Below are 12,369 nucleotides of genomic sequence, written 5' to 3' on the forward strand. Positions count from 1 at the left end.
TTTGATGCTCGATGCTGTGAGTGCCCACACAGATTGCTTGATTCAAATTGTTAAAGAGCGACGCAGCTTTTGGCTGCTGCGGGAGTGGCATTCTACTCAACCGCCTTCTCGAGTCAAGCCTTATTTTACGAGGCTTTTTCGAGGCTACCGACCGGCTTGTTTGCGTTGCCGCTTGCCCTGTCGATGGAGGCGCATTATAGGGAGCGAATTCGTTCTGGCAACCCCTCCTCTGCAATAAAATTGTAAAAATCGGCACTTTTTTAGTTATTCATATCCAAACACAGCTTTTATACAAACTTATCCACAGAAACCGGTATCGTCTTGCTAGAATGGCCGAAAACAAGGAGGCCAAGATGGACTTGCGACTAAGACCTTACAAGGGAAAATGCCCGCAACTGGGCAATCGGGTATATGTGGATCCCTGCGCCACCCTGGTGGGGGATATCCAGCTGGGCGACGATGCGAGCATCTGGCCCATGGTGGCCGCCAGAGGGGACGTCAACCATATCCACATCGGTGCTCGCAGCAACATTCAGGACGGTACAGTGCTGCACCTGACCCGCAAGAGTGCCAGCAACCCTGGCGGCTATCCGCTGCTTATCGGCGAAGATGTCACGGTCGGACACAAGGCGATGCTGCATGGCTGCACCATAGGCGACCGGGTACTGGTCGGCATGGGTGCCATCCTGCTGGATGGGGTGATCGTTGAAGACGATGTGATGATCGGGGCGGGCAGCCTGGTGCCACCAGGCAAGCGGCTCGAGGCCGGCTTTCTTTATATGGGCAATCCCGTCAAGCAGGCCCGCCCTCTCAAGCCGGCCGAGATCGCCTTCCTGAAGACCTCGGCCGACAATTATGTGCAGCTCAAGGATGAATACCTGCAAGAGGCCTGACCCTGCAGCCACAAACAGGAAGCCCGGCATGATGCCGGGCTTCTCTGCTTATATAGCTAGCCAATCACTGTGGTCAGGATCAGTGGGCCTGATCCCAGTTGTCACCGGTGCCCGCTTCCACGACCAGCGGCACATCCAGTTCGGCCGCACCCGACATCTTCTCCTTGATGAGGGCGATGTACTCTTCCAGCTTCTCTTCGCGGATCTCGAACACCAGTTCATCGTGCACCTGCATCAACATGCGGATCGACTGGTCTTCAATGCCCCGGATCCAGCCATCCACGTTGATCATGGCCCGCTTGATGATGTCGGCAGCCGTACCCTGCATGGGGGCGTTGATGGCGGCCCGTTCGGCCGCCTTGCGCAGGCCCGCGTTGCGAGACTTGATATCCGGCAGATAGAGGCGACGGCCAAACAGAGTCTCCACATAGCCCTGGGCGTCCGCCTGCTGGCGGGTACGCTCCATGTACTCCAGCACACCCGGGTAGCGCTCGAAGTAGAGATCCATGTACTTCTGCGCTTCGGCGCGACCGATCCCCAGCTGCTTGGCCAGACCGAAGGCACTCATGCCATAGATGAGACCAAAGTTGATCGCCTTGGCGCTGCGACGCATGTCGCTGGTCACCGCATCGAGCGCGACGCCGAATACTTCGGCGGCGGTCGCCTTGTGGATGTCCTTGCCCTCGGCAAAGGCGGTCAGCAGCCCTTTGTCACCGGAGAGGTGGGCCATGATGCGCAGCTCGATCTGGGAGTAATCCGCCGCCACCAGCTTGTAACCGGCGCACGGAATGAAGGCCTGCCGAATGCGGCGCCCCTGTTCGTTGCGCACCGGAATGTTCTGCAGGTTGGGGTCGGTGGACGACAGTCGACCGGTCGCCGCCACCGCCTGGTGATAGGAGGTGTGCACCCGCCCGGTCTGCGGCTTGATCATCAGCGGCAGCTTGTCGGTGTAGGTGGACTTGAGCTTGGCCAGGCCACGGTGCTCCATCAGCAGACGCGGCAGCTCATAGGTCTCCGCCAGCTCGGCCAGCACCTCTTCCGCAGTGGATGGCGCTCCCTTGGGGGTCTTTTTGATGATCGGCAGCCCCAGCTTGGTGAAGAGGATTTCACCCAGCTGCTTGGGCGAGGAGAGATTGAACTCCTGCCCGGCCAGCTCGTGGGCCTGCTTCTCCAGCTCTGCCAGACGCACTTCGATCTCCTGGCTCTGCTGATGCAGCAGCTTGGGCTCGATGGTGGTACCGAGTCGCTCCATCCGCGCCAGCACCGGCAGCAGCGGCAGTTCGATCTCGCTGAACACCTTGGCAAGGCCCGGCTCGGCAGAGAGCTTGCCCCACAGTGCCTGATGCAGACGCAGGGTGATGTCGGCATCTTCCGCCGCGTAAGGAGCCGCCTGCTCCAGTTCGATCTGGTTGAAGGTGAGCTGCTTGACCCCCTTGCCAGCAATGTCCTCGAACGAGATGGTCTCGACGTTCAGATACCTGCGGGCCAGGGAATCCATATCGTGGCGGCTGGCGGTAGAGTTGAGCACATAGGACTCGAGCATGGTGTCGTAGGCGATACCCTGCAGCTCGATACCGTGGTTGAGCAGCACGTTGCGATCGTACTTGAGGTTCTGCCCCACCTTGAGACGGGCCGGATCTTCCAGCAGCGGCTTGAGCTTGCCCAGCACCAGCGCTTCGCTCAGCTGGACAGGCGCTCCCAGATAATCATGGCCGAAGGGCACGTAGGCCGCCTTGCCCGGCTCGATGGCAAAGGAGACGCCAACGACGCGCGCTTCCATATAGTCGAGACTGGTGGTCTCGGTGTCGAAGGCAAACAGCGGCGCCGCCTGCAACCGTGCCAGCCACTCATCGAATTCGGCCTCATCCAGGATGCAGCGATAGTCGGTTTCGATGGCGACTGCCGGGGCGGCACCTTCATCATCACCCTCGGCGTCACTCTCCTCAGCGCCGCCGGACTCCAACTCTTTGATCAGGTTGCGCAGCTCATACTCGCGATAGACCGCCAGTAGAGCCTCTTTATCGATGGGGCCAAGCTGCAGCTCTTCCAGACTCTGCTCCAGCACCACGTCGGTCTTGATGGTGGCAAGCACATAGGAAAGGCGCACCTGCTCTTCCTGCTCGCGGAACTTGTCGGCGAACGCCTTGGAGCCGCGGAAGCCGAGCGCCGCCACCTTGTCGAGGTTGGCGGCGATCTCGTCGATGCTGCCGATCCCCTGCAGCAGGGCCAGTGCGGTCTTCTCGCCGACACCTGTCATGCCGGGAATGTTGTCCACCTTGTCCCCCATCAGCGCCAGGTAATCGATGATGAGCTCGGGCGGTACGCCGAACTTCTCGATCACCCCTTCCCGATCGGTCTTCACATCCTTCATGGTGTCGATCAGGGTGACATGGTCGGAGACCAGCTGCGCCATGTCCTTGTCGCCGGTGCTGATGAGCACAGGCAACTGTTTCTCGGTCGCCTGACGGGCCAGGGTGCCGATCACGTCGTCAGCCTCCACCCCTTCGACCATCAGGAAGGGGAAACCCATTGCCTTGATCATCTGGTGGATAGGGGCGACCTGGCTGCGCAGATCGTCCGGCATGCTGGCGCGTGTTGCCTTGTATTCGGGATAGATGTCGTCGCGGAAGGTCTTGCCCTTGGCGTCGAACACCACGGCCACGTGGCAGTCGGGGTACTGCTTGCGAAGGCTGCGCATCATGTTGGCCATGACACGGACGGCGCCGCTAGGCAAGCCGGTCGAGGTGCGCAGATCGGCCTGCTGCGAGGCAAAGAAGGCGCGGTAAAGATATGAAGATCCGTCGACCAGAATAAGAGGATTGCTAGAGGCCATGAAAATCGTCCTGCCAAGAATAAACAGCCGCTAGGATGCCACAGGGCCCGCACCACACCAAGGGGACTCCCACCATCACCCCGGCGCACCGGTGGGGCATATTGCTGTGGATAACTCTGTGCTCAAAAATGGCACCATTGCATCACGGCCGTGACAAAGCTGTGGATTAAAACAAAAAATATCTTTTAAAACACTATGTTGAGATCATGAAAACTCAACATGACGCACGCATCATGATCTCGATCAATGTGGAAAAAAATTCAAGGGGGGTGCTGAGGCAGGATCCAAAACGAAACAATCCTAGCACAGGGAGATGACTTGACCAGCGGAGGTCGAACGATAACCATACAAAAGTACAACAATCTACCCTGGCTCACATTTTCAACAACGAGGAGTCTGTCATGAAAAAAGTGGCCGTGATCTTGAGTGGTTGTGGCGTGTTTGACGGCGCCGAAATCCACGAGGCCGTCATCAGCCTGCTGGCGCTGGCCCGTCAGGGAGCATCCGTTCAATGCTTCGCCCCCAATGTCCCTCAGCTTCATGTCATCAATCACCTGACCGGCGAGGTCAGCGAGGGAGAGAGCCGCAACGTGCTGGTCGAGGCGGCCCGCATCTGCCGCGGCCAGATCAGGGATGCGGCTGAACTGGATGCAGCCGACTTCGACGCCCTGCTGGTGCCGGGCGGCTTCGGCGCCGCCAAGAACCTGTGTGACTTCGCCATCAAGGGCGCAGAGTGCCGCATCCAGCCGGATGTGCTGAAGGCCTGCCAGAGCTTTGCCAGAGCCGGCAAACCGGCCGCCTACATCTGCATCGCACCGGCCATGATCCCGCTCATCTATGGGGCAGGCACCCTGGCCACCATTGGCAACGACGAGGGCGCCGCCAACGCCATCGAAGCCATGGGTGGCAGTCATCTCGACTGCCCGGTGAGCGAGTTCGTGGTGGATCAGGAGCGCAAGGTCATCTCCACTCCTGCCTACATGCTGGCCAACAATATTGTGGAGGCGGCGGACGGCATCGAGAAGACCGTCAAACAGCTGCTGGCACTCTGATTGCCCGGCAGACCAAAACAAGCGGGCCGCTCAAGGAGCGGCCCGCTTTCATTCCGGTCAATCTAGACGGGATCAGATGGCATCGCCCATCTGGTCCATCTTGCCCAGCAGGGCACGCAGACGCTCTTGCCAGGCAACGTGCTCGTTGCGCAGTTGGTGGTTTTCGTCTTGCAGCTTGCTGTTCTGCTCTTTCAGCTCGTCCAGCTCCATCTTCAGCAAGGAGATGTTGTCGACGGCGGATTGTACTTTGGATTCGAGTTGCTCAAGGACTTCTAGTGACATATGCATACCTGTATGTTCAATTGCGATGCCCCACAGAGGGCGATTCAAGCGCGTGGAGCCAGCATACCCTGATGCGCTCGACACAAACAAGCCAGCACGTTGCAAAATGCGCCCTGCGGCCCGGTATTGCTTAAATATGCGTCGGTTTTTCTCGCAGGCAGCAGGAACCTCGATCCCGGGCGTCCGCCGTGGCATAACCCGCCCTCCTGCCGATGCCACCATCAGCCATGCAAGGCGATGAAGCCCCCCATCATCAGACAGGCCACGGCGTACATCAACAGGCCGTAGAGCAGGTTCCAGCGCAGCAGCAGCCCGGCGCTCAGGTTGTAGCGGGACGCCAGCGCCAGATTGGAGCCGGAGAGCGGGCTCGTCCCGGTCGCCAGCCCCCACCCCATGAGGAAGCACATGCCAAGCAGGCTGGGATCCGGTGCCAGCGGCCAGAGCAGCGGCGCCACCCCCGAGATGCTGATGAGAGGATGCACGCCCACTATGGCCACCAGGAAGATCAGCAGCAGGGTCAGGCAGGCTTCCAGCCAGCCGAAGTGGTTGAACAGCGGCAGGCCGTGGCCACTGCCAAAGTCCAGTACTGACAGCGCGCTGTTGATGCCAGCCGCCAGCAGGCCGGCCCCCAGAAACAGCACAAGCTGGCCACCGATGGCCGGGAAGCGCTCCACCACCTGGCGCTTGAGAGCAGCCCCTCGCCCCGCTTGCGGCATGAACAGCAAGGCCAGCAAGGGCGCCACCAGGGCGATCACCGCCAGAATGCTGAGTCCGGGCCAGAAACGGTGGATCACCAGCACCAGCAGTGCCAGGGTCACCGGTAGCCCCAGGGTCTGGAGCCGCAGCGGATAACCTTCAAAGGTCTCCACGCCGAGTCGCTCTACCTGCCAGGCCGTCAGCCCCATGGCCAGCAAGGCCGCCAGTATGCCAAAAGGCAGTATGCTGCCCAGTTGCAGACCCGGTGCATAGGTGAGGGCCACCGCCATGGCGACGAAGAAGGGGGACCAAAACGCAGCCGCACAGAAGATCCGGCTCAGCACCATGACCTGACGCCGCTCCAGCGTCCCGTTGCGCTCCAGCCGATCGCCGATGATGAAGAGCACCGAAAGATTGATGACGGCCCCCAGCAGATTGAGGCTGGCCATGGTGCTCCACAGCCCCTTGCGACCGGACCAGGAGGCGGTGCCGGTCAAGAGGCCGGAGGTAGCCAGATTGAGGGTGCTCACTGCGGCAAACATGGTCAGCATGTTGATGTTCGGCAAGAGCCAGTCACCGGGGCTGAGGCTGGCCCCTCGCCACCAGGAAAAGAGCAGCAGCAGGAGCGCCGCGCCGTAGAGGGCCAGCGCCTGGCGCCGTGCGGCACCCACCAGCCAGGGCCAGGTGAGCAGGGAGGCGGCCCAGGCCGCGATGGCGGCGGGCCAGGGGGAGAAGTCCAGATAAAGGTGCAGCAGGTTGAGCAGCCACATCCCCAGGATCAGAAAGCCTGACCAGCGCTTGACCATACAACGGCCTCGGTCAGGGGATCAGAGGCACTGATCCATGTCCAGGGAAGGTTTGTCGCACTCGGGGCGGCCCACAATCCTGGCAGGCACGCCAGCGACCGTGGTGTGAGGCGGCACCGGGTTGATCACCACGCTGCCGGCACCGATCTTGGCGCCGACGCCCACCTCGATGTTGCCGAGCACCTTGGCCCCCGCCCCTATCATCACCCCTTCCCGGATTTTGGGGTGACGATCGCCACTCTCCTTGCCGGTCCCCCCCAGAGTCACACTCTGAAGGATGGAGACGTCGTTCTCGATGACGGCGGTTTCGCCGACCACGATACCGGTGGCATGGTCAAACATGATGCCCTTGCCGATGCGGGCGGCCGGGTGTACATCCACGCCGAACACCACGGAGATCTGGTTTTGCAGATAGAGCGCCAGGGCACGGCGTCCCTGACGCCACAGCCAGTTGGCCACCCGATACCCCTGAAGAGCATGGAATCCCTTGAGGTAGAGCAGCGGGGTGGAGAAGAGGTCGACCGCCGGGTCGCGATCCTGCACCGCGCAGATGTCGGCGGCCACTGCGGCCAGCAGCTCGGGCTCGCTGCGCAGGGCCAGCTCGATCACTTCCCGCAAGGCGATGGCAGGCATGGTGGTGCTGTCGAGCTTGTTGGCGAGCTGGAAGCTCAGCGCCGAGCGCAAATCCCGGTGATTGAGAATGGTGGAATGAAAGAAGCTGGCCAGCATGGGCTCCTGGGCCGCCATGCTCTGCGCTTCCTGCTGAATTTTTTGCCAGGTTCTGGCAACCAGATCATCCATGTTGCAGCCTACTGTTGTTCAGGGTGAGTGCTTTGTCGTTCTTTTGTCAGCACCGAGATGGGGTCCATGTGAATGATCACATCCATCCGCTCGAAGGCCTGGCGGACGGCCAGTTCAGCCTCGTCGGCTATCTGATGGGCCCTGACCAGAGGCAGTTGATCATCGAGTTCCAGATGCAACTGCACGAAACGGGTCGGCCCGGATTGGCGGGTACGCAGGTCATGTACGCCATGCACCCCCTCTACGGCGCAGCAGAGGGCCATTATTCTCGCTTGTTCCTCCTCTGGCAACTGACGATCGAGCAGGGCCTGCACCGATTCGTAGCCGATATGGACAGCCCCCCACACCAGGAACAGACCGATCAGAATGGCAAACAGGCCGTCGGCCCAGTACCACCCCTGCCCCGCCAGCACCAGTGCCACCAGCACGCCGCCATTGAGCAGCAGGTCGGAACGGTAGTGCAGCATGTCGGCCTTGATGGCCACACTGTTGGTCTTGCGGATGACAAAGCCCTGGAAGCTCACCAGCAGCAGGGTCAGCACGATGGAGCCGACGCTGACCCAGATCCCGGCCTCCAGGCGCACCACGGGCACCTGATTCAGCATCGACGAGATGCCGTGCATCACCAGCAGCAAGGCGGACCCCGAGATGAAGGCCGACTGCACCAGACCCGCCAGGGACTCCGCCTTGCCGTGGCCGAAGCGATGCTCTTCGTCGGCAGGGGCCAGCGCATAACGGATGGCCAGCAGATTGATGAGAGAGGCGCTGATGTCCATGAAGGAATCGGTCAGGGATGCCAGCAGGCTGGATGAATCCGTCATCAGCCAGGCGATCAGTTTGCCCAGGATGAGCAGGGTGGCGGTGGTCACAGCGGCCATGCTGGCCAGGGTGACCCAGCGGGAATAGTGTTGGTGGCTCAAAACCGGCTTTCCTCCGACGCGTAAAAACTTATTATACCCTGACCCGGACGTCAGTTTGGCGTGCAAAATCAACAGAGTGACTCCCAGATGAACAAAATACTCCTGGTCGACGACGATCTCGAACTGACCCAGCTGCTCACCGAAATCCTGACTCTGGAGGGGTTTGAGGTCACCGTCGCCGAGGATGGGGAAGAGGGATTGCAGCGACTGGCAGAACAGGCTTTCGACCTGGTGCTGCTGGACGTCATGATGCCCAGACTCAACGGTTTCGCGATGCTGACCCGGCTGCGCAAGACCCACGACACCCCGGTGTTGATGCTGACCGCCCGTGGCGACAGCCAGGATCGGGTCAACGGGCTGGAGGCCGGTGCCGACGACTATCTCGCCAAGCCGTTCGACGACAGGGAGCTGCTGGCCCGGGTGCGCGCCATCCTGCGTCGAACCCAGAGCCAGGCTCCCCAGCGCGGCGGCAGCTCGGAAGAGGTGCGCTTCATGGATCTGGTGCTGCAGCCCGGCCTGCAACAGGCTCGCTGCGACGATCAGTTGCTGGAACTCACCGCCACCGAGTTCGGCCTGCTGGAGTGCCTGCTGCGCAATCCGGGCCAGATCGTCAGCAAGGGCCTGCTCTCCGAGCAGGTGCTGGGCAAGAAGCTCGAACCCTTCGATCGGGCCATCGACATGCACCTGAGCAACCTGCGCAAGAAGCTGCCGGAGCGGGCCGACGGCCAGCCCCGCTTCAAGACAGTGCGGGGACGAGGCTACTTGTGGCTGGAGCAGGCATGAAATCGGCCCGCACCTTCAACGGCCTTTCCACCCAGATCTTCCTCTGGTTCTGGTTCATCCTGCTGCTGGTCGTGGCCGCGGTGGTGATCCTCCCCACCCTGGACCCCCGCAACATCATCCCGCTGCCGGCCCACGAGATCACCCGTCTCAACAACAACCTGGCGGCGCTGCAACGGGGCGCGGATCCCGAGCAGGATTTCGATCTGGCCAAGGCCATCGATGCCGCGGGCCTCTTGCCGGTGGACAACATCTATCTACGCGATGCCAAGGGGCAGATGCAGTCCAGCACCCGGCTGAGCAAGTTCGTGATCCGTTTCATGCTCGACTCGGACAACCCGGCCAAGCCCATGCTGGGCAGCGAACACCAGCGCGCCATCGCCGGCCCCTTCCAGATGGTCCATCACGGCCAGACCTATCACGTCTATTTCGGTCTGAACGTCGAAAACTCCTACCTGTTCCTCTTCATCCAGATCCTGGATCACCCCATCCAGATCCTGGGCATCGCCATGCTGGTCAGCACCCCGCTCTGTCTATTGCTCGCCTGGCGCCTGACCCGCCCCATACTGCAGTTGCAGCAGTCGGTCTCCCAACTCGCCCAGGGCAACCTGGAAATACAGATCCCCAACCTGGGTCGGCGCGACGAGATAGGCCAGCTGGCCGAACATGTCAGTCGCATGGTCGACACCCTCAAGGACATGATCCAGAAGCAGAAGCAGCTGCTCTCCGACATCTCCCACGAGCTGCGCAGCCCCCTGACCCGCATCCAGCTCGCACAGGCGCTGATCCGCCGCAAGCAGGGGGACAGCGCCGAGCTGGCGCGCATCGAAGGGGAGATAGCCCGGCTCGACAAGCTGATAGGGGATCTGCTGGATCTGTCGCGGGTGCAGCAACATGTGGAGGCGCCGGTGACGCTGCCCCTGGCGGAGCTGCTGGAGCCCATCCTGGACGACGCCATGTTCGAGGCAAACCAGAACGGCAAACAGCTCAGGCTCCCTTCCTTGCCCGCCGAATCCCTCACCATGTGGCCAGAACTGTTGGCCCGCGCCCTGGAAAATCCCCTGCGCAACGCCCTCAAGTATGCCCGCGAGTTCATCAAGGTGGACTGGTACCGGGAGGGACGGGAATGGGTGATGACCATACGGGATGACGGCCCGGGCGTGCCGGTGGAGCAGCAGCCCCGGTTGTTCCTGCCCTTCTTTCGGGTGGACGATGCCCGCAACGCCAAGACCGGGGGCACGGGTCTCGGCCTTGCCATCGCCGCCGAGGCGATCCAGCGTCATGGGGGGACCATCCGGGCCAGCAGCAATCAGCCGACCGGACTGGTCATCACCATCCGTCTGCCCATGCCCTGACCTCCCCCTTTTCATCGGCACGGGTGCTGGGTATGCTGGCGCCCGTTTCGCACCAGCCCAGGATCCTTCCATGCTCGATATCGTGCTCTACCAACCGGAAATCCCCCCCAACACCGGCAACATCATTCGCCTCTGCGCCAATACCGGCTACCGGTTGCACCTGATAGAGCCCCTGGGGTTCGAGTGGGATGACAAACGGGTCAAGCGGGCCGGGCTCGACTATCACGAGTTTGCCGACGTCAAGCGCTGGCCTGACTATGAGGCGTTTCTGACGGCCGTCGCCCCCCAACGCGTCTTTGCCTGCACCACCAAGGGACGCACCGCCCACTCGGCGGCCCGGTTTGCCCCCGGTGACGCCCTGCTGTTCGGGCCCGAGAGCCGAGGCCTGCCCATGGAGATCATCGAGAGCCTGCCATTCGAGCAGCGGCTGCGCATTCCCATGCTGCCCCAGAGCCGCAGCATGAATCTGGCCAACGCCGTCGCGGTGTTCGTCTACGAGAGCTGGCGACAGTTCGACTATTCAGGCTCGCTCTGACCGCTGACGATATTGGCAAGACGGCCAGGATTCAGACTGACTGCGCCGTCCCCTGCCCCGCCAGCAGCCGTCCATCACGCTCCAGTCGCCAGCAGAGCCAGCCCAGCGTCAGGCCACGACCGGCCATCAGGGCACTCATGGCGGCCCACAGGGCCGCCACACCCCATCCCTGGCAGAACCACCAGATGGGAAAGAAGCCGGCAAACACCGCCACCAGCATGCTGTTGCGCATCTCCCGGGCCCGGGTGGCGCCGATAAAGACCCCGTCCAGCAGGAAGCACCAGACCGCCAGCAGCGGCATGGCCACCAGCCAGGGGAGCTGACGTTGCGCCTCGGCGATCACCGCCGGTATGTCGGTAATGTGGCGGATGAGCCAGTGTCCCCCCAGGGCAAACGAGAGGGTAAATGCCAGGGCGATCAGCAGCGCCCAGCCCAGATTGAGGACGATGGCCTCCCGCAGCAGCGGCCGATCACGCCGCCCGATGGCACGCCCTACCATGGCTTCCACCGCATAGGCAAATCCATCCAGCCCGTAGGAAATCAGCATCAGGAAATTGAGCAGCACCGCATTGGCGGCCACCGCCACATCCCCCAGCCTGGCCCCCTGCAGAGTCATGAACACGAAGCAGAGTTGCAGGCAGAGGGAGCGGATGAAAATATCCCGGTTCAGGGCGAGCAGCCGCAGCAGGGCCGGCCACTGGCGCCAGCGCTGCCAGGCGTTGTGCCACACCCCGGGATCAAGTCGGCGCAGATGCCGGCTCACCAGCCAGAACCCCACCCCGAGCGTGCTGTAATCCGCCAGCAGGGAAGCTGCGGCCACCCCTTTCACCTGCCAGCCCAATCCCAGCACGAACCAGGCATCCAGCACCATGTTGACGAGATTGCCCAGGATCAGCAGCAGCATGGGACTGCGTGCATCCTGCATGCCCAGCAACCACCCCATGATGACCAGATTGCACAAGGCCGCCGGGGCGCTCCAGACCCGCACCGACACATATTGACCGGCATAGGTCTGTACCTCGGAAGAGCCGCCGCCGAGGGCGATGATGGCAGGCAGGAACGGCAACAACAGGAGCAACAGCACCATGCCCAGTCCGATCGCCAAGCCCAGGGCCCGCGCCAGGGTGTCGAGCTGCCCTTCGGCATGGGCTGCACCCTGAGCCTGGGCGGTCAGCCCTGTGGTGGACATGCGCAGGAAGCCAAGCAACCAGAACAGCAGATTGATGAAGGTCGCACCGACCGAGACGCCGCCGAGAAACCAGGCCTGGCCAAGATGACCGATCACCCAGGTGTCCACCAGCCCCAGCAAGGGCGTGGTGACGTTGGAGAACACCATGGGCAGGGCCAGGACGAAGACGGCCCTGTGGCGGCGAGGATCCTTCAGCCAGGCGGGAATCAGCATGGTGCGCGCCGGGC

General features: G+C 62.1%; 11 protein-coding genes. 5 read left to right on the forward strand and 6 right to left on the reverse strand.

All coding sequences use genetic code 11. The features are described from left to right. Positions 1 to 353: 353 nt before the first annotated feature. On the forward strand, positions 354 to 893 hold the full coding sequence (locus tag AB7E19_RS20345) for a gamma carbonic anhydrase family protein (RefSeq protein ID WP_322131703.1): 540 nt from the start codon (positions 354 to 356) through the stop codon (positions 891 to 893). Positions 894 to 972: 79 nt separating this feature from the next. Here AB7E19_RS20345 and polA read toward each other — a convergent pair whose 3' ends face one another. After that, on the reverse strand, positions 973 to 3,726 hold the full coding sequence (gene polA / locus AB7E19_RS20350; protein ID WP_427936402.1) for a DNA polymerase I: 2,754 nt from the start codon (positions 3,724 to 3,726) through the stop codon (positions 973 to 975). A 401-nt stretch (positions 3,727 to 4,127) separates the two neighbouring features. On the opposite strand from polA, the gene elbB reads away from it, so the two are divergent. Then, complete coding sequence (gene elbB / locus AB7E19_RS20355) at positions 4,128 to 4,778, forward strand: isoprenoid biosynthesis glyoxalase ElbB (protein ID WP_124244667.1); 651 nt, start codon at positions 4,128 to 4,130, stop codon at positions 4,776 to 4,778. Positions 4,779 to 4,850: 72 nt separating this feature from the next. Here the strand turns inward: elbB and AB7E19_RS20360 are convergent, their stop codons facing one another. The 4 genes from AB7E19_RS20360 to AB7E19_RS20375 form a co-directional block, all read right to left on the reverse strand. Continuing rightward, positions 4,851 to 5,060 (reverse strand): cell division protein ZapB, encoded by a 210-nt coding sequence (locus AB7E19_RS20360; protein ID WP_010672454.1) that lies wholly within the window; start codon positions 5,058 to 5,060, stop codon positions 4,851 to 4,853. Positions 5,061 to 5,281: 221 nt separating this feature from the next. Continuing rightward, positions 5,282 to 6,562: a hypothetical protein gene (locus AB7E19_RS20365; RefSeq protein WP_010672453.1), complete on the reverse strand. Its 1,281-nt coding sequence runs from the start codon at positions 6,560 to 6,562 to the stop codon at positions 5,282 to 5,284. 21 nt (positions 6,563 to 6,583) lie between these two features. Then, the gene (cysE, locus tag AB7E19_RS20370) at positions 6,584 to 7,363 is read right to left on the reverse strand and encodes a serine O-acetyltransferase (protein WP_010672452.1); all 780 of its coding nucleotides are present in this window, start codon (positions 7,361 to 7,363) and stop codon (positions 6,584 to 6,586) included. Between the two features lie 8 nt (positions 7,364 to 7,371). Then, a complete protein-coding gene (locus tag AB7E19_RS20375; RefSeq protein WP_043155671.1) occupies positions 7,372 to 8,283 on the reverse strand; it encodes a cation efflux pump FieF in 912 nt (303 codons plus the stop codon). 87 nt (positions 8,284 to 8,370) lie between these two features. On the opposite strand from AB7E19_RS20375, the gene AB7E19_RS20380 reads away from it, so the two are divergent. The 3 genes from AB7E19_RS20380 (at position 8,371) to trmL (ending at position 10,953) form a co-directional block, all read left to right on the forward strand. Next, positions 8,371 to 9,066 (forward strand): response regulator, encoded by a 696-nt coding sequence (locus tag AB7E19_RS20380; RefSeq protein ID WP_010672450.1) that lies wholly within the window; start codon positions 8,371 to 8,373, stop codon positions 9,064 to 9,066. Next, positions 9,063 to 10,418 (forward strand): ATP-binding protein, encoded by a 1,356-nt coding sequence (locus tag AB7E19_RS20385; RefSeq protein ID WP_039041147.1) that lies wholly within the window; start codon positions 9,063 to 9,065, stop codon positions 10,416 to 10,418. The genes AB7E19_RS20380 and AB7E19_RS20385 overlap by 4 nt, the downstream gene beginning before the upstream one ends. A 70-nt stretch (positions 10,419 to 10,488) precedes the next feature. After that, complete coding sequence (gene trmL / locus AB7E19_RS20390) at positions 10,489 to 10,953, forward strand: tRNA (uridine(34)/cytosine(34)/5-carboxymethylaminomethyluridine(34)-2'-O)-methyltransferase TrmL (RefSeq protein WP_103244035.1); 465 nt, start codon at positions 10,489 to 10,491, stop codon at positions 10,951 to 10,953. A gap of 31 nt (positions 10,954 to 10,984) precedes the next feature. Here the strand turns inward: trmL and dinF are convergent, their stop codons facing one another. Further along, positions 10,985 to 12,355 (reverse strand): MATE family efflux transporter DinF, encoded by a 1,371-nt coding sequence (gene dinF / locus AB7E19_RS20395; protein WP_124244664.1) that lies wholly within the window; start codon positions 12,353 to 12,355, stop codon positions 10,985 to 10,987. Positions 12,356 to 12,369: the final 14 nt, after the last annotated feature.

This window comes from Aeromonas sp. (assembly GCF_050252055.1).
Classification (GTDB): Bacteria; Pseudomonadota; Gammaproteobacteria; order Enterobacterales; family Aeromonadaceae; genus Aeromonas; species Aeromonas caviae.

Coding starts and splice junctions, on each gene's coding strand:
- AB7E19_RS20345 (WP_322131703.1), top strand. CDS start 354: ATGGACTTGCGACTAAGACCTTACAAGGGAAAATGCCCGCAACTGGGC.
- AB7E19_RS20385 (WP_039041147.1), top strand. CDS start 9,063: ATGAAATCGGCCCGCACCTTCAACGGCCTTTCCACCCAGATCTTCCTC.
- elbB (WP_124244667.1), top strand. CDS start 4,128: ATGAAAAAAGTGGCCGTGATCTTGAGTGGTTGTGGCGTGTTTGACGGC.
- polA (WP_427936402.1), bottom strand. CDS start 3,726: ATGGCCTCTAGCAATCCTCTTATTCTGGTCGACGGATCTTCATATCTT.
- trmL (WP_103244035.1), top strand. CDS start 10,489: ATGCTCGATATCGTGCTCTACCAACCGGAAATCCCCCCCAACACCGGC.
- AB7E19_RS20360 (WP_010672454.1), bottom strand. CDS start 5,060: ATGTCACTAGAAGTCCTTGAGCAACTCGAATCCAAAGTACAATCCGCC.
- AB7E19_RS20380 (WP_010672450.1), top strand. CDS start 8,371: ATGAACAAAATACTCCTGGTCGACGACGATCTCGAACTGACCCAGCTG.
- AB7E19_RS20365 (WP_010672453.1), bottom strand. CDS start 6,562: ATGGTCAAGCGCTGGTCAGGCTTTCTGATCCTGGGGATGTGGCTGCTC.
- cysE (WP_010672452.1), bottom strand. CDS start 7,363: ATGGATGATCTGGTTGCCAGAACCTGGCAAAAAATTCAGCAGGAAGCG.
- dinF (WP_124244664.1), bottom strand. CDS start 12,355: ATGCTGATTCCCGCCTGGCTGAAGGATCCTCGCCGCCACAGGGCCGTC.